This window comes from Nostoc sp. NZL (genome assembly GCF_015714705.1).
In the GTDB taxonomy this organism is placed as follows: Bacteria; Cyanobacteriota; Cyanobacteriia; order Cyanobacteriales; family Nostocaceae; genus Nostoc; species Nostoc foliaceum_A.
In genome coordinates this window covers 14,333-33,925 of sequence record NZ_WBKL01000036.1, presented here as the reverse complement: position 1 = coordinate 33,925, position 19,593 = coordinate 14,333, and the positions used below count along the sequence as shown (strand labels likewise).

Annotated in this window: 14 protein-coding genes and 1 pseudogene; 9 read left to right on the top strand and 6 right to left on the bottom strand. The window is 43.2% G+C overall.

Going from position 1 to position 19,593, the window contains the following annotated elements; translation table 11 throughout:
* The first annotated feature begins 70 nt into the window (after positions 1 to 70).
* On the top strand, positions 71 to 1,915 hold the full coding sequence (locus tag F8R90_RS04980) for a tetratricopeptide repeat protein (protein ID WP_196509823.1): 1,845 nt from the start codon (positions 71 to 73) through the stop codon (positions 1,913 to 1,915).
* Between the two features lie 244 nt (positions 1,916 to 2,159).
* Here the strand turns inward: F8R90_RS04980 and F8R90_RS04975 are convergent, their stop codons facing one another.
* Together F8R90_RS04975 and tftA are read right to left on the bottom strand one after the other, a co-directional pair.
* Positions 2,160 to 4,742 carry a BsuBI/PstI family type II restriction endonuclease gene (locus F8R90_RS04975; RefSeq protein ID WP_331000604.1) on the bottom strand — a complete coding sequence of 861 codons (2,583 nt, stop codon included), beginning with the start codon at positions 4,740 to 4,742 and terminating at the stop codon, positions 2,160 to 2,162.
* Between the two features lie 226 nt (positions 4,743 to 4,968).
* Entirely contained in the window at positions 4,969 to 6,321 is a 1,353-nt protein-coding gene (gene tftA / locus F8R90_RS04970; RefSeq protein WP_196509822.1) for a hormogonium tapered terminus morphoprotein TftA, read from the bottom strand.
* 141 nt (positions 6,322 to 6,462) lie between these two features.
* On the opposite strand from tftA, the gene dnaG reads away from it, so the two are divergent.
* Entirely contained in the window at positions 6,463 to 8,406 is a 1,944-nt protein-coding gene (gene dnaG, locus F8R90_RS04965) for a DNA primase (protein WP_196509821.1), read from the top strand.
* 57 nt (positions 8,407 to 8,463) lie between these two features.
* Here dnaG and F8R90_RS04960 read toward each other — a convergent pair whose 3' ends face one another.
* Positions 8,464 to 9,069, bottom strand: a complete 606-nt coding sequence (locus F8R90_RS04960) for a YdcF family protein (protein WP_196509820.1) — start codon at positions 9,067 to 9,069, stop codon at positions 8,464 to 8,466.
* Between the two features lie 37 nt (positions 9,070 to 9,106).
* Entirely contained in the window at positions 9,107 to 10,447 is a 1,341-nt protein-coding gene (locus F8R90_RS04955) for a DEAD/DEAH box helicase (RefSeq protein ID WP_196509819.1), read from the bottom strand.
* 235 nt (positions 10,448 to 10,682) lie between these two features.
* Here F8R90_RS04955 and infC point away from each other — a divergent pair, with 235 nt between their 5' ends.
* The gene (gene infC / locus F8R90_RS04950) at positions 10,683 to 11,171 is read left to right on the top strand and encodes a translation initiation factor IF-3 (RefSeq protein ID WP_190890766.1); all 489 of its coding nucleotides are present in this window, start codon (positions 10,683 to 10,685) and stop codon (positions 11,169 to 11,171) included.
* 344 nt (positions 11,172 to 11,515) lie between these two features.
* Here the strand turns inward: infC and F8R90_RS04945 are convergent, their stop codons facing one another.
* Both F8R90_RS04945 and F8R90_RS04940 read right to left on the bottom strand, forming a co-directional pair.
* A complete protein-coding gene (locus F8R90_RS04945) occupies positions 11,516 to 12,223 on the bottom strand; it encodes a Crp/Fnr family transcriptional regulator (RefSeq protein WP_196509818.1) in 708 nt (235 codons plus the stop codon).
* Positions 12,224 to 12,261: 38 nt separating this feature from the next.
* A complete protein-coding gene (locus tag F8R90_RS04940; protein WP_196509817.1) occupies positions 12,262 to 12,876 on the bottom strand; it encodes a TetR/AcrR family transcriptional regulator in 615 nt (204 codons plus the stop codon).
* 303 nt (positions 12,877 to 13,179) lie between these two features.
* Here F8R90_RS04940 and F8R90_RS04935 point away from each other — a divergent pair, with 303 nt between their 5' ends.
* The 6 genes and pseudogenes from F8R90_RS04935 (at position 13,180) to F8R90_RS04905 (ending at position 19,561) form a co-directional block, all read left to right on the top strand.
* The gene (locus F8R90_RS04935; protein WP_196509816.1) at positions 13,180 to 14,487 is read left to right on the top strand and encodes an ABC exporter membrane fusion protein; all 1,308 of its coding nucleotides are present in this window, start codon (positions 13,180 to 13,182) and stop codon (positions 14,485 to 14,487) included.
* Entirely contained in the window at positions 14,484 to 15,659 is a 1,176-nt protein-coding gene (gene devC, locus F8R90_RS04930) for an ABC transporter permease DevC (protein ID WP_196509815.1), read from the top strand. Before F8R90_RS04935 ends, devC begins: the two co-directional genes overlap by 4 nt.
* Positions 15,660 to 15,726: 67 nt before the next feature.
* On the top strand, positions 15,727 to 16,425 hold the full coding sequence (locus F8R90_RS04925; RefSeq protein ID WP_196509814.1) for a DevA family ABC transporter ATP-binding protein: 699 nt from the start codon (positions 15,727 to 15,729) through the stop codon (positions 16,423 to 16,425).
* A 151-nt stretch (positions 16,426 to 16,576) separates the two neighbouring features.
* Positions 16,577 to 17,968 (top strand): annotated as a pseudogene (locus F8R90_RS04920) (YifB family Mg chelatase-like AAA ATPase); the annotation flags it as partial.
* 291 nt (positions 17,969 to 18,259) lie between these two features.
* The gene (locus tag F8R90_RS04910; protein WP_196509813.1) at positions 18,260 to 19,060 is read left to right on the top strand and encodes a hypothetical protein; all 801 of its coding nucleotides are present in this window, start codon (positions 18,260 to 18,262) and stop codon (positions 19,058 to 19,060) included.
* Between the two features lie 54 nt (positions 19,061 to 19,114).
* Complete coding sequence (locus F8R90_RS04905) at positions 19,115 to 19,561, top strand: thermonuclease family protein (RefSeq protein ID WP_196509812.1); 447 nt, start codon at positions 19,115 to 19,117, stop codon at positions 19,559 to 19,561.
* Positions 19,562 to 19,593 lie beyond the last annotated feature (32 nt).

Sequence of the window (19,593 nt, the reverse complement as noted above, 5' to 3'; positions counted from 1 at the left end):
ATTCAAAATTTCCCCACCTCTGCTGCTAAGACTAGAATTAGAATTGACGTGATGTTTCCTAGTAGCTAAAGTGTCAGATTCTCTGCCATTGCGCGATCGTTATCTTGCCTTAATCGATGAAATTGTCGAAACCACCCTCAAGGGCAAAATTAGCTCTGTTGAGATGGTGTATCAAATGCTGCTTAAAGGGATCACTTCCGGTACAGGGGAAGTCTTTGAGCTAGCTTTGAGCGATCGCCTGAATGCTCTCCAAAGCCAAGTTGATAATGAAAAAGACGAACTCAAAAAAGCCAAGGCTACTCGGAGTTTGAGAGCGATTAAGACTATTCAAAGTCAATGGCAACGCTGGCAAGAGCAAAACAAAGCCACAGAAGCGATCGCCTCCGCAGTTACAGAAATTACCACAGCCTCTGCTGACGAGCGTTTGGCGGCATTTATACGGGTTACTGACCCCAATCAGAAGTATCCGCTAAATTTACAACAGCTACAGCAATTGTCAAAAGCATTGCTGCAATTTGCTCAGGCAGATGCTGATTTAGAACAATTTTCTGAAGGGATTACCCGTGGTTTAGCTTCTTGGCAGCGATTGCAAGACAACTTGCTCAGTTGGATGTACGAGCAAAAAGAATCTTTGGGATTTGGCGGCGTACCGGGAGAACGTGGCCCTTGGGCAAGTTGGGCTAAACAACTCAATAGTGAGTTACCCAAAACGCTGCTTCGCACCTTGGCTATGGAAGAATCGGCAATTGACTTTGCCGAGCGACAACGAGGAATCACCCTCAGAGATTGGGTGGAAATGGCATTGATTTTACAATTCTTGCAACGGGGACTAATTAACTGGTTTGACCAACAAGCTTACGATGTTAAAGCGGGGCCAAAGTTGTCCATTTCCACTTTTTTGACCTTTGCAGTGATTTGGAGTCAGTTAGCAAGTGGTTTTGGCAGCATTGGGAAAATATACGGCGATGCCTGTTCTCAAATCATGCTCCAGATTTTGCGAACCTTTGCCCAGCGTCCGTATTTTCCCTTTTACGGCGGGATTTTTGCCTCTTTTACTGGCACTTATTTGCGAGATGCCCTTGATTATTTGGATGAGCCATTTCGTCGAGGCGAGGGAACCCAGGAAAAGGCACGAATTTTGACACTTTTAGGCTATTCACAACGTGCTTTGGGACAATACCAGCGCTCTATTGATTTTCATCAGCAGGCGCTAGAGATAGCCAGAAATGCAGGCGATCGCGCCTGTGAAATTGCCAATCTCAACCACCTCAGCCGCACCTATGTGCAAGAGCAAAATTATGCTGAGGCAATTAACTATAGTCAACGGGCATTAATACTAAGTCGCCAAGCAGGCGATAGAACAGGAGAAGCAAACGCGCTGGTAAATTTAGGTTACAGCGAAGTTATGCAGGCTCAGGAATTGGAAAACCTAGAACCCGAAACCTATGAAGCAGCAATTAACTATTTGGAACAAGGTTTAAAATTATCAGAAAAATTAGGCGATATTCAAAGTAAAGCCTTATGTGTCAGCAGCTTAGGAATTGCTTATCTAGTAATTGGAGAACACCAAACTGCAATTAAATATCTTGAGGATGGCTTTAAAACAGCGCAAGTTTCCGGCGATTTGTATCTCCAAGGGCGGAACTTAGCTTATTTGGCAGAAGCTTATTACCATCTACAAAATTCAGACAAAACTATTTACACAGGCTGCTTGGGAATGTATCTTTTGGAGCAAATTGCTTCTCGTGAGTGGCGACAACCGGCAGGATTACTCACAATTTTACAAGGACAGATAGGTGCAGAAGCTTTCCAAAAGTTTTTACAGCAACATCGCCCTAAAATCATTGCGGTTATCGGTGTAGATGGGTATGATCACATTCCGCAATTGTTAGAAGAATATAAGCAAGATATGTAATATCATGTCCAGATCATGTCCAGTTGAACGCTTGTCATTGCGAACGGAGTGAAGCAATCGCAGAGACCTTGTGATTGCAACTCTTAGAGACGCTGCGCGAACGTTCCACTACGTTGCGCTCGCAATGACATATCACAAGTAATTTACCGGACATGATATAAGAAAGTATTGACCAAGAGTTAAGCCTTAACCCAAGCACGTTGTGCTATAAACGTTACACAGACACCTGAATTTTGCTGTAGATTCAGGAAGTTTTCTTATTTTCTATTTGGTAAGCCTGCAATAGATATTCACCATTGAAATGAATCAAGTGAGTTGCATCTTCAGCAACCCAAACATCTGTTTCCCAAGCAATCTCTGCCAGATATCCCACCATTGCCTTGCGGCTGAGAAATGTTGTTACCATCACCAGAGGTATTTGGGCACTTCTGAATAAGGCTTCAAGTTCCTTCTTCCGTTTAGGATTAATTGGGCCGTGTGAGGTTACAGCTTCAATCAGCACTAACCAGTTATTTGTTGTAAAGTGAATGATCACATCTGGCATTTTGCCGTGGGAATCAATGTTAACCCCCAAATCTCCCAATGCTACTTGATCGAAGTGGGTGAACTTTTCATCTGTATCGCCAACATAAATAAGCTTTCCACTAGGAGTAAAACGGGGAGCAAAATCATTAATAATTTTTTCAATTAAAATATTCTGGCCACCTGGCGATAAAGTTTTAATTTCCCCTGCAATCACTATCGGAATACGGGACATTTCGCGCTCTTGAGCATACTGCTTTTTTAGAGTATCAACCGAAGCAAGATAGGTGCGGATACTCTTTTCCCATTCGTTAGTGGCGTAAGTTCTTAATAGTTCTAGCGCACTGTTTTCAATTTGATATACAGTTTTTGGACTGTTGATAGGGCGGCTTAAATCATCTGGATTAGCAATTATCAAAGCTGCATCCAGAAATTGATGCACTGTCTGGCGGCGAACTGTTTCGCGTGTGTTGGGCTTATAGGTTTTGCCATAATGTTGAGCCATAAAGTCCATCATCGGCGTAATTCCCATCAAAGGGGAAGTTGCTAATTGCCAAGAGTCTGTCGGTTTTAAGTCAAGCAACGCCAGGAGAGTTAAAGCTGACCGTTCGTTAAGCTGTGCTCGTGGAAAGCCCAATTGTGTCAATATTTGTAGCGCTTCATCAATTCTAGACTTAGTTGCAATTGGATTATTCTCTGACAGATTCGACATACTCAGTAGCTTATTTTCTATAAGTTCATCAATTTCCCGCAAAGAAGGAAACTGCTCTTTAATCGCCGTCCCTAATGATAATAGCTGTTCCAAATTAGGGTACTTTAATTTTCGCAAATCTGTTGCATTAACCTGAGTATGCCCATTGAATAACCGAAAAAAAGCATCAACTAGGGTTGAATTGAGATAAACAGCAAGGCCACGAGCCAAGGTAAGGTTAAGTCCACGCCCATCTTTGTGAAAGTAATTCAAGTGATTTTCAAAGCCGACATAGGCATAATTAAATTGGTTGGCATCATAAACCACCGCAACAACACGCCTTTTCTCTTCTTTCGATGAAAATCTTTTGGATAGGACGTAATGCTCATTTGGTATGAGAAGGTTCGCTGTTTCTTTTATATGAACTATTGCTTGAGGCTTTTTAGTGATTTTTGGGTGCTCTACATATCCATTCGATAAATTCACCGGATAAATTAAAGGAACAGTATTGTTTTCTGGATTTGTCCTTAAGTACTCTTTTGCTCGGAAATCTACTACCCGTCCGGTTGAAACTGTTAGCCCTAAGTCTTTCAATGTACAGGTGAAAAGTGCTATTCGCTGAACTATTTGCTGGCTAATCTTATCTGGAATAATATGAATAAACTGCTCTAAATCATCGGGCTGAACTAAGGCTGTATATGGTACAGAGTGTGACAATATCAAGTCATCATTAGCACCAGAACTGGTATTAATGATGACGTTGCTAGACTTTTGCCTTTTTTTTATAGCTTTGATGATGATAGTTTCCTGCAAAACATCATCGTCACTAAATGCTTCTTGCCGCGACTCAAAAAGATGTATTTGTTGTAAAGCCATCATTTCTAAGAACATCTTGCGGAAGTCACGAAAATAGGGCCCATTGCAAAAACTGCGCGGGGTAATCGCTACAAACTCACCACTTGGTTTTAAAAGTTGCGCTGTAGCTGCCATAAAACCAGCATAAAGATTGCTAGTTTCCAAACCGATCGAACGCAGCAATTCGCGCACCTTGGAATGAGCATTGATTTTCAAATAAGGCGGGTTGAGAATAGCATGGGTAAATTCTGTTGCGTTTGCACTATTCAATAAACCCATCTGAAGCAGCCTGACTGCATCTTCGATAAAATCAGTCTCACGAATTTCGTAATTGAAGGAAATACCCACACGTTGACATTCTCTCTCACATAGCTCTAGAGTCTGATGCAAATATCTAATTAAAAAAGGGTCAATTTCATAAGCTACAACGCGCAAACTTGAGGTTTGTTGTCGATGCTGGCATACTTTTTCCACAAAAGCGGCTAGTAATGAACCGATTCCTGCTCCAGCATCAAGCAAGGATATTTCAGGCAAATCCAGCTTATTAAACATCCCAACCATCAATTGGGCTACTGAAGCGGGAGTCAAAAATTGACCCATTGATGCTTTTTTATCTTGCCTTAGCTTTAAACTTGCTACAGCCCGGTGAAGATCCACTTCTGCAAGCAAGTTTCCACTTGATAGTTTTGCAAGGCTGGTAAACTCTAAACTACTGTTATGAATTGCTACGAACGTTCTACTGCTTGATGGGACGATCACGGTCTGTTTTTTTAATTGCTATCAAGTCTACAATAACTTTACGGCATCCTCATGCCTGAAGCAGAACACGTTTGCGATCGCGTTCCGCCCACCGTAGGTGATCGCGTTGTGCAAAACCTCATAAAATTTCGCTATGAGGATGCATTTAATATTTATTAAAGGAACCACCAAGTACGCCAAGGAAGAGAAGGATCAAGTAATTAGTGCAAGTTTATTTACTCAACGCTTAAAGAAATCCTGCTGATTCATATAATCGTTTGAGCATTGCTGAAATTCTTGCACCATAATCTAAATCTGCTGACCAGCGCCCTGATAGCTGATCAATTAATGGCGCAATCCCCCGTGTGACAAAGCGAAACCTTGGATCTACTACTTCCTGTACCAAAGGTTCTAAACTGGCGTAAGCTTTCAAATGTTGGACGTGCGCCCTCACTCCAATTCTGGCACTTTGAAAAGATGCAGCCTCCGAACCTCCACCGATCGCACCTAAGCCTGCAAAGTTATTTTGCTCTGGTCTAATATCACCACCGAACCGTAAAAATCCCGTTTCTACACACATTTGGCAAAAGGCAATATCATAGTTAACTCCCTCTATACCTGCTTCTTCTCGATAAAGTTTTGGGATATCAGGAAACTTTACTAAAGCATTTTCATTATTGTTTCTCAGAAATAATTGTAACTGTACTTCTGAAGTATTACCGTTCGACATTAACCGCTCAAATTGACCAGAGCAAACCATCAAATTTGATCGCAAGCTGACAGTACGAGTTGCAGCATCCCAATTGACTGCAACATTAAAATCTCGCAGTTCGATCGCTTTGACATAAACTACTTTGCGATAGGTAATTCGATTAACATTAGCGGCTTTTGCAAGGTCAATCCGTAGACGGTCTACTAAATCAATGGGGATGTAAGCATTCCCATTAACCAACACTCCTTGCTCTGAGTAATTTTGCCCATTAATATTGATATTAATTGGCGGATAATTTGGTTCCGCCGGAGTTCCAGGATTGGGGTCAATCACACGGCTCCAAGTTACTAGTCCATCGGCAATCCCCAAGGCAAAATCGCGGCGACGAGTTTGCAGCAAAGCCCGCTCCTCTGGATTACTGAGAAACCCCACTTGCATCACCAAAGCTGGAAGCGTTGTCTGGCGACAGAATGCTAAACTACCCAAGCCACTATTTGTATCCGGCTTGACTCCGCGATTCGGTAATTGGGGTACGCGGCGCAATAACGCCACCAACAATTGTTCAGCATTGCTTCTGCGATCGCTATTATTAACAATGTAGAAGACGCTAGCCCCACGCACAGAAGGGCTGCTAGCTGCATCAGATTCAATTTCTAGGGCGACATCACCCCGACGGGCACGGGAATTGATCCAGGTAATAGTTTGGGCGGCACTCAAGTCATCAGGGACTGCTAAAATTTCCACATTCCGCGCCCTCAGTTCTGTGACAATCAAATCCCGCAGCAGAATCATTTCTTTTGCTTCAGTTGTACCACCTGCGATCGCACCTGGATCTATCCCTCTGGCTTCTTTGCCTCCGTGAGCCGCTGAAATAAAAATACGCCCCATTTTAAGTATTTCCTCTGATGAAATTAAATGTAAGCAATTCTATATATCATTCTTGGTCTAGCAACAAGAATATAATAGCTATCAGTTGGGAAATACACCGCAGTGTTAACTACCAACCGATGAATTAATAAATAGATTAGAATGCAAATCCCCCGCTTGCACCCAGACACAATTGAGGAAGTTAAACTACGGGCTGATATTGTAGATGTCGTCTCGGAATACGTAGTTTTACGCAAACGTGGGAAAGATTTCGTCGGTTTGTGCCCCTTCCACGATGAAAAATCTCCCAGTTTCACCGTCAGCCAGACCAAGCAAATGTACTATTGCTTCGGCTGTCAAGCTGGAGGAAATGCCATTAAGTTTGTCATGGAGTTAGGGAAGCGTTCTTTTGCGGATGTGGTGCTGGATTTAGCACGGCGTTACCAAGTACCTGTGCAAACCCTAGAACCCGAACAACGCCAAGAATTACAGCGTCAGCTATCTTTGCGTGAGCAGTTATATGAAGTTCTGGCTTCCTCAGCACAGTTTTATCAACATGCCCTGAGACAATCACAAGGGCAAAAAGCACTTCAATATTTACAATCTAACCGCCAACTCAAAGAACAAACTATACAGCAATTTGGTTTAGGTTATGCCCCCGCAGGTTGGGAAACTCTCTACCGTTATCTAGTGGAAGATAAACATTACCCAGCGCAAATACTGGAGAAAGCGGGATTGATTAAGCCACGTAGGGAAGGGGGCGGTTATTATGATGTATTTCGCGATCGCTTGATGATTCCCATCCGTGATGTCCAAGGGCGTGTCATTGCCTTTGGTGGGAGAACCCTGACTGATGAACAACCTAAATATCTGAATTCACCAGAAACCGAACTTTTTAGTAAAGGTAAAACATTATTTGCCCTCGATCAAGCCAAAGGTGGGATTTCCCAACTCGATCAAGCGGTGGTAGTAGAGGGATATTTTGATGCGATCGCACTCCATGCCGCTGGTATTAATAACGCCGTCGCCTCACTCGGTACAGCTTTAAGCTTAGAACAAGTTCGGTTAATATTACGCTACACTGAATCGAAACAATTAGTACTCAACTTTGATGCTGATAAAGCTGGAACCAATGCAGCCGAACGCGCGATCGGTGAAATTGCCGAACTAGCATACAAAGGCGAAGTTCAGCTAAAAATTCTCAATTTACCCGATGGTAAAGATGCTGATGAATATTTGCATAGCCACACTCCAGAAGATTATGGAGAACTGCTAAAAAATGCGCCACTTTGGTTAGACTGGCAGATTCAGCAAATTATTCAAGATCGTGACTTGAGACAAGCTACTGATTTTCAGCAAGTAACTCAGCAATTAGTCAAATTACTTAAAAATATAGCTAACAGCGATACACGCAACTATTACGTTTCCTATTGTGCAGAAATACTCAGCTTGGGAGATACCAGACTTATACCCCTACGAGTCGAAAATCTGCTAACTCAAATTGCTCCGGTTGCGACTGCATACACTAAGCCTGTGTCAGCGAAGAAAGCATGGGGAGGGAGCAAAGTTTCTCAATCCCCACTTATCACAGAACGCAGCCTTTTAGAACATGCAGAGGCGTTATTGCTAAGGATTTACTTGCATTGTCCTGAACAGCGTCAAGCAATTATTGACGAACTAGAGGAGCGAGATTTGCAATTTAGCCTTTCCCACCACCGATTTTTATGGCAACGAATTTTAGAAATTTCATCCAGTGATGGAGAGACGAGAAATTTTGCGTCCCCACCAGATTTAATTTCCCGCCTGCAAGATCAGTTCTTAGAATTTGGCAGCGAGATGGAGTTAATTTCCCATTTATTTCATGTGGATGAAAAAAACCAGAAAGAAATACTTCGGACTCCGCAAGTGGTTCAAGCTGCGATCGCTTGCATGGATTTGGTGATGCTTGAAAAACGTTATCGTCACTTTTTGGAACTATGGCAACAAACCGATCCCGAAGCTGAACCAGAGCGTTATCAATCTTATTATCAGGCTTTCTACGCTGAAAAAATCAAGCTGCAACAAATAGACCGACAACGGTTATTTTCCATCACAGAGTTATTGTAGTTTCGGTTTACGCAGCCAAAAGTTCTTGTTTTAAGGATACTGAGTAAGAACCTACAGCTAGATTTTAAACACTAAGTAGACAAAGTAAAAATAAGTTTCTCGGCTCAAAAACTCCATCTGACTGTGAAAACTGCGATAGCGGGTAGTCGGTGTGGGAGACGAATGTGCATCCATTCCTAAGCCTCGTGCCATCAATACGGCTCGCTTCATATGCAATGGATCGCTAACAATAAGAAACTTCCTTAATTGGTGAGCATTCGCTACCTCTAAAGCATTTTTGAGGTTCTGGTGAGTTGTGCGAGATTGAGTTTCAGTGAGAATATCAGCAGCTTTTACCTGTTGCGCGAGTGCATAATTTTTTCCAACTATAGCTTCAGCTGGTTCATTACTTTCACCAACTCCGCCAGTAAAAATGATCGTCTTAACAGATCCATTTTTATATAAGTTAATGGCGTGGTTGATTCGCTCTCTGAAAACAGGAGATGGTTCTTGTCCCCAAACTGCCGCTCCTAAAACAATTGCTGCATCTGCCTTGGTATTATTAGTACTGCTGCCATATAAGTAAATACTTGAGGCAGAAGAAGCGATCGTCAGCAACAAGGCAGATATCAAAGCCATTGCAACCCAAATTAACCATTTTTTGGGAATTTTGTAATTGAGCATGGGGCGTTGTTCAAAGAGTAATCTTTAAGAACGAAGATTAGCGATCGCGTTTAGCAGAACGGCGCGATGCAGACGAACGAGCACTAGGCTTATCTCCATTCGTAGCAGGTGGCGCTGCCTTACGTTTAGCTGATGTCGGTGGTGACGGTTTAGAAGTACGAGCCGGACGTTTATCACGTTCGGGTTTGGCTCTGTGTTGCCGTCCATTTGGTGTTGGTTCAGGGTTGATATCGGGGTTGAGCGCAAAACCAGCGACTACTTCCCTTGGCAAGCGCTGCTCGATCAGTTTTTCAATATCTTTCAATAGAGGGTATTCATCAACGGACACCAGCGATACAGCTTCACCTGACGCGCCAGCGCGACCAGTTCGCCCAATGCGATGAACATAATCCTCCGGTACATTGGGTAGATCGAAGTTGACTACATGGGGCAGTTCGCTGATGTCAAGACCTCTAGCAGCAATATCTGTCGCCACCAGTACTTGTAAGCTGCCATTTTTGAACTTTGCCAGAGCATTAGTACGCACCGGCTGGCTCTTATTACCGTGGATTGCCAGTGCTTGAATGCGGTCTTCGCCCAACTGCTTAACCAAACGGTCAGCACCATACTTAGTGCGAGTGAACACTAGCACTTGATACCAATTATCTCGACGAATCAGGTGAGCAAGTAATTGGCGTTTCTTGTCACGGTCTACGTGGTAAATTTTTTGTGCGATCGTCTCGGCGGTAACGTTGCGGCGTGCCACCTCAATCATCGTCGGGTTATTAAGCAACCCGGCGGCAAGTGCCTTAATTTTGTCCGAAAAAGTAGCGAAGAATAGCAAATTTTGTCGCTTTTTGGGCAGGAGTGAGAGGATGCGGCGGATATCATGAATAAAGCCCATGTCCAGCATCCGATCTGCTTCATCTAGCACCAAAACCTCAATATACGACAGATTCAGCGTACCCTGCTGTACATGGTCTAGCAGTCGCCCTGGAGTCGCGACCAAAATATCCACTCGATTCCGCAAACGCTGTTTTTGCAGATTAATACCGACTCCACCAAACATCACCATCGAGTTTAGATTTAAGTACTTACCGTACTCACGCACGCTTTCTTCCACTTGTGCAGCGAGTTCACGAGTCGGGGTGAGAATCAACGCCCGGATTGGTGGATATCCATTAGGCGTACCTTTGCTCTTGTTAGACGACAACCGATGCAGAAGCGGCAGAGTAAAACTAGCGGTCTTTCCAGTACCAGTTTGCGCCCCAGCTAGCAAATCGCTACCCGACAAGACGGCAGGAATCGCCTGCATCTGAATCGGCGTGGGTTCGGTGTACCCTCGCTCTGTAACCGCACGGATAATTTCATTGGACAAGCCGAGAGTAGAAAAAGACATAAGACTCCAAAGATAACATCGGCCTGTCGCCAATGGCGGCGTCAGTCTGAGGCGGACGGATAAAAATTATTGAAAGGCTGGATGGGCAGTAGCGCTAAGACTGAGAGCGAATGCCGCAGTTCTGCATTCTAACAGATTGCTGTCCATTGTGTCGTTAAAGTTGCTCTGATTCAGTGTTGTGTTAAATTAGCATTACTTGGAAAGTAAAATGTTGAACAATTAGGAGAAATTCGTTATCGCAATCCAAAAGCAACTGATTAATTCCCAAATCAAGTCACCTAGCGTCTTCTTAATTGACCATGAGAATAACAATCGTGGTCTGATCGACACCAATGAGGCGCTACAGCTAGCCGAAAGCTTAGAGCTTGACTTAGTTGTAGTCTCTCAAGGCAAAGACGCTCCAATCGCCAAGATTCTCAACTATGGCAAGCTTCAGTATCAAAAGAAAAAACGTCAGAGCCAGAGTGCTAGACCCACGGTAAAGGAAGTGCGATTTGGTCTAAACGTGGGCGTGGCTGATTACAATTTACGCATCCAACAAGCAGGTGAGTGGTTGAGTAAAGGCGATTCAGTCAAGTTTGCTATACGTTTACGAGGCCGAGAACATCAATATCGTGACAAAGCAGGAGAACTGCTAGACCGAATTGCAAATGATCTCAGTCAAGTAGGTAAAATCCAGTCATTGGATAAACGCGCACTAGTTGTTCAAGTAATTCCTGCCTAGTTATCTTGCGATCGCTAGAGCATATATTTGTAACAGCTTGTAAAGAACCAAAAATGCCGGAGGCAACGCTGTAGCTTCTATGGAAAAAAATTAACATTCTCCCCATTGAAGACAGCAAGGGGATTTTTCCGCTGTGCATCGAGTTGCACTTGCACAGAGTTACACTGGAGATGAGGATGGAACCTTAAACCAGTGGGGGATGCCATAACCCCAAGTACTGGGACATACAAACATCCCAGATACTTTTTACGAATATTGTATAGAGCCAACCCCATTTCTGTGGAACTCAAAGCCGCACTGACACTTATAAGTGCGGTTTTTGGTTTTATGTCCTGCTTTATCTGTTATTTCTCTAGCTTAAACTTTAGCAGGCGATCGTATTCTTGTTTGATTACCCCATAACACTCACAGGAAGCCTCTTCTAGTCCCTGCCGATCAATGGTTTGGATTTTCTTTCGGCCGCATTGGATGAGACCTTTCTTTTCCAGATGGTGGGCGGTTTCGGTAATGCCAGAACGGCGCACGCCCAGCATGTGGGAGAGGAACTCATGGGACAGGAACAGTTCATCCGTGTAGAGACGGTCACTGGACTCAAGCAACCAACGGGCCATGCGTTTTTCTAGAGTATGAACGCGGTTGCAGGCAACATTCTGCGAGATTTGCGCGATATAAGCCTGTGTGTATTTGAGCATCACATCCCGCAGCGGCTTATTGGTGTCAAACTCGTAAAGCAGGAGATGTGCCTTCATTTTCACCGCATTGCCAGGAACTTGAATGATGTACTGGGTCTGGGTCGTCTCCCGACCGCCCATGAAGGCGTTGATCCCCACCATCTCGCGGCTTCCGACCACTCCGGCTTCAACCGTGCTGCCGTCCATCATCGTGATGGTGACTGAGATTAGGCAGGTGAGAGGGAAGTAAACTTCTTCGATGGTTTCGCCGGGCCGGTTGAGTATCTTGCCCGATGAAAGGTCTACCTGCTCCATTTTGTTTTCTATCCGCTTGTACACCTCGCGGGGCAAGGCGGCAAGCAGAAGGTTTTCGGTAGCCATATTTTTCTTACAGCTTTTTTCTTAACTATTGTTAAGCATCAATCGGCGCATTTAGTGATTAGGTGTGTCAAGGCATCAATTAGGCGATCGCTTTCCATTGGTACAATGTCTTGTCCATGCATCACATTTTGAGTAATATGAAAATGCACCAATGCTCCTAAGAGAATTCTAGCTGTTGCCTCTGGGTCAGGTATCTTTAATTCTGGAGCCGCCAAATAGTGAGTGAGAGTTTCCGCTACTGGCTTAATCATCACCCGAACACAAATTTGAGCTAACTCAGGAAAACGCCCAGATTCCCCGATTAGGACTCGCATAAATGCACTATGTTCTTTGTCGTTAATCATGTGCTCTAATGCTTTGGCTGCTATTTGGTGCAGTATAGCGACTGGTTCTCCTTCAATAGGTTCTGTGCCAAAAATCGAGATGTTCTTTTTGCTTGTCAGTTGCTCTAACAGTACTTTAAAAAGTCCTTCTTTATCTTGAAAGTGGCTGTAGACTGTCGCTTTAGAAACACCTGCTGCTACCGCTACCCGATCCATGCTGGTACCAGCATAGCCATTTTGCAGGAACTCTTGCATTGCCCCTTGCAGAATTTGCTCCACTTTATCAACGGAATTATCTCGATCAACTTCGTCAGCTTTGATGCGTACCATTTATTAATCATCCTTTCTTATAAACAATATTAATAGATGCTGCAAAACGCCCCAGTACAAAATGGCGAAAATAAATATACCCTGCGATAAAGCCCAAAAGTCTCTATTATCAGCTTTCCTCCCTTCTACTTTTTTGTAGTAGAGAATAATCCCAATAGGGAATAGCAATTTGCTGCATAATTCAGAGCAAATTGATTGACAAGTTTAGTTGTATGATCTTGACTAAACTAATCCGTTTAGTTTAGCATGAATTAAACTGTACAGTTTAGTACAAGTTGCTACTGGTGGTAAGGGGAAAATAGTATGGAGCAAAACAGGAATTCAGAGGGTCTAAGGTCTTCTCGGAATCTTGTGCGATCGCCTGTTCTACTTGCAATAATTACATCTCTAGCAATAGGCGGAATCAGCGTTTATGCTGTGATGAGGCTTCAGGCTACAGCTAATGAGAAACAAAAAACACCAGTAGCAGTTCAGCCTGTGGTAAAAACAGTAACAGCATTAGGGCGGTTGGAACCAGAGGGAGAGGTAATAAAACTGTCAGCGCCTTCTTCTGGTGAAGGAAATCGGGTAGAGCAATTATTGGTGAAAGAAGGCGATCGCATCAAAGCTGGGCAGGTAATTGCGATTATGGACAACCGCGATCGCCTACAAGCTAATTTGGGTGAAGCACAAAAACAAGTTCAAGTTGCCAAATCCCGCCTTAATCAGGTAAAAGCTGGAGCCAAGCAGGGAGAACTTGGAGCACGCCAAGCTAACGTGAATCGTCTACAAGTAGAACTACAAGGAAACATTAAAACTCAGCAAGCGACAATTGATCGTATAGAAGCAGAACTGCAAGGGCAACAACAGAGCTTGCAAGCAACAGTGGCTCGCGTCGCAGCCGAGAGACGTAATGCCCAAGCTGAGGTGCAGCGCTACGAGACTTTATATAAAGCAGGAGCGATTTCTAGCCAGGAAGTTGATAGCAGACGTTTAAGCGCAGAAACATCTACTCAAGCCTTAATTGAAAGCCAAGCCACTCAGACAAGAACTGTGGCTACCCTACAACAGCAACTTAACGAAGCAAAAGCTAACCAAGATCAAACCCTCGCCAGCTTGCAACAGCAGATTAATGAAGCAAAAGCTAACCTGAATCAAACTGCTGAAGTCCGTCCAACAGATATAGCAAATGCACAAGCAGAGATCGAGAGTGCTCAAGCTACCGTGGAGAAAATTAAAGCAGAGCTGGCGCAGGCATACGTTTTGGCTCCTAAACCCGGTCGGATTTTGGAGATTAATACACGAGCCGGAGAAACTGTTGGCGATGAAGGAATTGTGGCTTTAGGTCAAACCGACCAGATGTATGCAGTAGTAGAAGTCTATCAAAGTGATATCAAGAAAGTACGTCCGGGACAGGAGGTGCGGGTAAGCAGTGATTCCCTACGCAATGAATTAGAGGGAAGAGTGGATAGGATTGGTATGCAAGTAAAGCGGCAAAATCTGATCAACACTGATCCCTCTAGCAATATTGATGCCAGAGTAGTGGAAGTCCATGTGCAACTGGACAAACTATCTAGCCAAAATGCTTCTAGCTTAACTAATTTGCAAGTCAAGGCGGTAATTGAACTGTGATTGGATTTATACAGCAACTGCGGCGACGAACACCTTTAGGATGGTTGCAACTGAGTCATGAAAAGGGTCGTCTTTTGGTGGCATTGTCAGGCATTGCTTTTGCCGATGTTCTGATGTTCATGCAGCTAGGATTTCAAACTGCTTTGTTTGAAAGTAACACAATTCTGCATCGCAGTATGCAGGCTGATATGTTTGTCATAAGCCCCCAAGCACGTAACCTAGCAAATATGTCTAATTTTACGCGGCGGCGGCTGTATCAAGCAATGGATATACCAGGTGTAAAGTCGGCAGAAGGAATGTATATCAACATTGTTGATTGGAAAAATCCCCAAACACAGCAGAAGACGACAATATTAGTTATGGGGTTTAATCCCGATCAGCAAGTGTTTAACTTAGCAGATGTGAATCGCCAGATAGATGCTGTTAAGCTACCAGATACCGTTCTCTTCGATCGCGCCTCTAGAGGAGATTACAACGAAGCGATCGCCAAAATTGAACAAGGTAAAACTGTCACAACCGAAATCGACCGCCGGACAATTACCATTAGCGGCTTATTTTCAGTCGGGGCTTCCTTTATAGCAGATGGTACTTTGATCACCAGCGACCAAAACTTTCTGAGACTATTTCCCAGACAAGAAGCCAGCGGTGTCAGTCTCGGTTTGGTGCAGCTGCAACCAGGCTATGACCCAAAAGAGATGAAAGCAGCTTTAGAATCTCATTTAGATGATGATGTCAAAGTTTTAACTCAAGCAGAATTTATCGAATTTGAAATAAATTACTGGAAAACAAATACTGCTATCGGATTTATCTTCAGCCTGGGTGTAGCAATGGGGTTTATGGTAGGCGTGATTATCGTCTATCAAGTTCTTTCTACAGATGTAAATTCCCACATGAAAGAATACGCCACTTTTAAAGCAATGGGATATAACAATCTCTACTTATTAGGTGTGGTGTTTGAAGAGGCGATAATTTTGGCAATTTTGGGCTTTATCCCAGGAGCGATCGCACCTTTAGGACTTTATCATTTAACTCGTAATGCTACCAATTTACCGCTTTATATGACCGTAGGACGAGCCTTGACAGTATTAACACTGACTATGATTATGTGCGTAATTTCTGGTGCGATCGCCACCCGTAAATTACAGTCTGCTGACCCCGCAGATATGTTTTAGTAAATGGGTATTGGGCATGGGGATAATTACCCAATCCAAAATCTGAAATTTAAAATCTAAAATTGCTATGCCTCCTGTCATCTCTGTTAAAAATCTCGACCACTACTTCGGTCATGGTCAACTTCGCAAACAAGTTCTCTTTGATATCAACCTCGATATTAACGCCGGCGAAATTATTATTATGACTGGGCCTTCTGGTTCTGGTAAAACTACACTTCTCACCTTAGTAGGCGGCTTGCGTTCTGCCCAATCCGGCAGTTTGCAGGTTTTAGAACAAGAACTTTGTGGCGCTAACGCAGCCCGACTCACCCAGGCGCGACGCAGTAATGGTTATATTTTCCAGGCACACAATCTGCATGGTAGCCTGAGTGCGCTGCAAAACGTCAGAATGGGCTTGGAATTGCACAAAAATATTTCGCAACCAGAAATGAAAACCCGGTCAGCCCAAATGTTAGAGGAGGTAGGATTAGGAGAGCGCCTGAATTATTATCCTGATGATTTATCTGGGGGACAAAAACAAAGAGTTGCGATCGCTCGTGCGTTGGTTGGTCATCCTAAAATTGTCTTAGCGGATGAACCCACCGCCGCCCTTGACAGTAAATCGGGACGAGATGTGGTCAACCTGATGCAAAAACTAGCTAAAGAACAGGATTGTACTATTCTCTTAGTGACTCATGACAACCGCATTCTAGATATTGCCGATCGCATCGTCTACATGGAAGATGGCAAGTTAGTAAATGACCGTGCTGTTGTTGCAGCCGGTTAGGCTGGTTCTCCTAAAGATTTTTGATTAACAATAAAACAGCCAGAAAGTGCTATTTAATTATTTTGCTGAAAAAATCGTCTCTGTAATTTTACTAATGCCAATCTAGCAACTCATCTGCTAGAGATTTGAAAGGTTTACTGTTATATAAGAAATGCTTGCCAGAGTCTGGAGTGCATCAATTGTGGGCATCGATGCCGTCAAAGTCGGCGTGGAAGTCGATGTTTCAGGGGGATTACCGGGAATTGTTGTCTTGGGACTGCCAGATTCAGCGATTCAAGAATCAAGAGAAAGAGTTAAAGCAACGCTGAAAAATGCAGGTTTTGCCTTTCCGATGCGGAAAATAGTGATCAATTTAACTCCGGCAGATTTACGGAAAGAAGGTCCCTGTTTCGATTTGCCTATTAGTGTGGGAATTTTGGCGGCTTCTGAGCAAGTTAGCGCTGATTTGTTGGGGGATTATCTATTTTTGGGCGAAGTCTCTCTAGATGGCAGTTTGCGTCCGGTGGCTGGTGTTTTGCCGATCGCAGCAGCAGCCCAAAAGATGGGAATTGCAGGTTTAGTTCTCCCTGCTGATAATGCTCAAGAAGCAGCAGTGGTTCAAGACTTGGCTGTTTACGGCTGCAAACATCTATCTGAGGTAGTAGATTTTTTAAATAATCCAGGGCGTTACAAACCTGTGCAAATAGATCGCACAACGGAAATAGCAACAGTATCTTACCCTGGCGCAGATTTACATGAGGTGAAAGGACAAGCTCATGCGCGTCGTGCCTTAGAAATTGCTGCTGCTGGTGGGCATAATTTGATTTTTGTTGGGCCACCGGGTAGTGGAAAAACCATGTTGGCACGGCGCTTACCAGGAATTTTACCGCCCCTGAGTTTTGCCGAATCTTTAGAAGTGACTCGCATCCATTCGGTGGCTGGTTTATTGAAAAATCGCGGTTCATTAGTACGCGATCGCCCTTTTCGCAGTCCCCACCACTCAGCATCCGGGCCTTCTCTTGTGGGCGGTGGTAGCTTCCCTCGTCCTGGGGAAATCTCATTATCTCACAGGGGCGTACTGTTTCTAAACGATATCACAATACCAAGTTTAATCACGAACAAAAAAACTGTTGTTGCAGCTGCTATGTCGGCTGCATTATTTTTGGTGTCAATGCCAGTGCTGGCTCAATCTGGGCCAATCACCGCGAAAATCATTAGTGTTGGTGATGGCGACACGGTAACAGCCCAATTTGGTAGTAAAAAAGCAACTATTCGCCTAGCTTGTATTGATGCTGCTGAGATGAAACAAACTCCTTGGGGTGAGCGATCGCGGGATAGGCTCAAGCAGCTACTACCAGTTGGAAAACTAGCTAAATTCTCGATCAAGGAAAAAGATAGGTATGGCAGGTTTGTTGCTGAGATATTTGTAGGGAATAGCAACATCAATCTTGTTATGGTTCAGGAAGGACAGGCCGTTGTGTATCGGCAATACTTGAAAAATTGTCCTACTAGCCAAAACAGTTTGTTGTCTGCGGAGGCAGATGCCAAAAGCAAAAAACTCGGATTCTGGAACCAGACTAAGCCTGTGATGCCTTGGGATTTTCGCAGCCAGAACAGCAAACCAAAACCAAATTCATCGCCTAAGCCAGTATCGCAATCCTCCAATTGTGACCCGTCATATCCTGATTTATGTATTCCAGTGGGTGCGCCTGACATAGACTGTGGAGAAATACAATATCGTAATTTCCGGGTTGTCGGTAATGACCCACATGGGTTTGATGGTGATGGCGATGGAATAGGTTGTGAGAAATAGTAATTTTGATAGGATAAAATGAATTTTTATCTTTTTAGAATTATGAATAATTTTGAGTTAGATTTAATGCCGGGATTCATCTCAATTATTGATTTGGATCTTAAATATTTTGCTGTAAATCAAAAACTAGCTGATTTATTTAACTTGAACAAAGAATCTGTTCCAGGTATGCCAGCTGGGAGTAAATGCGACAGTCAAATACAAATTATAAAGAATCTTGTAGATTCACCTTTGGGAACAGAGCTAAATTGGGAATGTTACTATAACGAAGTTTGTTTATTTGTGTGTTCTAAGAGGCAAGAGAGCTTGATTTTTAGCCAAGCCATTGATATCACTGAGCGCAAACTTCTAGAGGAAAACTTAAAAGCTTCTAGCGAACGAAATAAAATTTTATTAAAGGCGATTCCTGATGCAGTGAAATTTGTTGAAGAACGACGTAGCACTGAACAACTGGAATGGTTAGTCAAAGCTTTGGTAGAAAACCCTATAGTTGACCAGCGTAAGTCTATTGAAACACTAATTACACTAGAAGTAGAGTTAAGAGAAGCGTCTGTAAAATTAAGACAAATGGAAAAAATAATCTACACAGATCATAATTCGTTTTTAAACAGATTAAAAGCTATAGAGATTTACCAAGAGGGTGATAATGAAAAGTGGAAGGATATAGAAAAAATAGAAAGTTTATCTAGAGTATCTGCAATTATTAACAATATTCCTGGTGGTTTGAAAAGTTGGTTAATTATCTTCATTGTCTTGCAAATGCTAGGTATATTGTGTATTGATTTGGGAGTTAGGGTATTTAACCTTGAAGAAGTTATACCTATCGAAAGAATTAATAAGTGAAATTAATTCATTATGAAGAATTGTTAAAAATAAGTCAGTTTTATTGAGAGAGAGATGAAAAAACTTGCTATTGTTGCGTGTCTACTTGGTTTAGGGTTCTTAGGGTTAATAATATTGTTCCTGTTGTCGAGAGATGAACTATCTAACAGCAAATTGTGTGAAGCAACGCAAGTAAAAAGTGGGGATTCTCTACTTCTCGTCTGTGACAATCAAACTCGGCAGGTAAAATTGTGTGGTGTGACCGTAGCGACAACAAGCCAAGCAGAAGCTAAAAAGCTAATTTCTTCCCTAACAGCAAATAAATCTGTATCGGCTGTCTTTTCTGGCAATGCCGCAGAAATCTTTGTCCCTACTGCTTCCGAGGAAGAAAAAATGCTTTCAGAAGAATTATTGCTCAGGGGGCTTGCTAAGTTTAATGCCCAAGACAATTGTCCCAACAGTGATTCTATAAAACTTGCTGAACAAATTGCTAAAGAAAAACGTCTTGGGGTTTGGAAATAAAAAAGACTCACTCCAATGGAGAGAGCCATAAA

Coding starts and splice junctions, on each gene's coding strand:
- tftA (WP_196509822.1), bottom strand. CDS start 6,321: ATGGGGCGTATTTTTATTTCAGCGGCTCACGGAGGCAAAGAAGCCAGA.
- dnaG (WP_196509821.1), top strand. CDS start 6,463: ATGCAAATCCCCCGCTTGCACCCAGACACAATTGAGGAAGTTAAACTA.
- F8R90_RS04960 (WP_196509820.1), bottom strand. CDS start 9,069: ATGCTCAATTACAAAATTCCCAAAAAATGGTTAATTTGGGTTGCAATG.
- F8R90_RS04955 (WP_196509819.1), bottom strand. CDS start 10,447: ATGTCTTTTTCTACTCTCGGCTTGTCCAATGAAATTATCCGTGCGGTT.
- F8R90_RS04945 (WP_196509818.1), bottom strand. CDS start 12,223: ATGGCTACCGAAAACCTTCTGCTTGCCGCCTTGCCCCGCGAGGTGTAC.
- F8R90_RS04940 (WP_196509817.1), bottom strand. CDS start 12,876: ATGGTACGCATCAAAGCTGACGAAGTTGATCGAGATAATTCCGTTGAT.
- F8R90_RS04935 (WP_196509816.1), top strand. CDS start 13,180: ATGGAGCAAAACAGGAATTCAGAGGGTCTAAGGTCTTCTCGGAATCTT.
- F8R90_RS04925 (WP_196509814.1), top strand. CDS start 15,727: ATGCCTCCTGTCATCTCTGTTAAAAATCTCGACCACTACTTCGGTCAT.
- F8R90_RS04910 (WP_196509813.1), top strand. CDS start 18,260: ATGAATAATTTTGAGTTAGATTTAATGCCGGGATTCATCTCAATTATT.
- F8R90_RS04905 (WP_196509812.1), top strand. CDS start 19,115: ATGAAAAAACTTGCTATTGTTGCGTGTCTACTTGGTTTAGGGTTCTTA.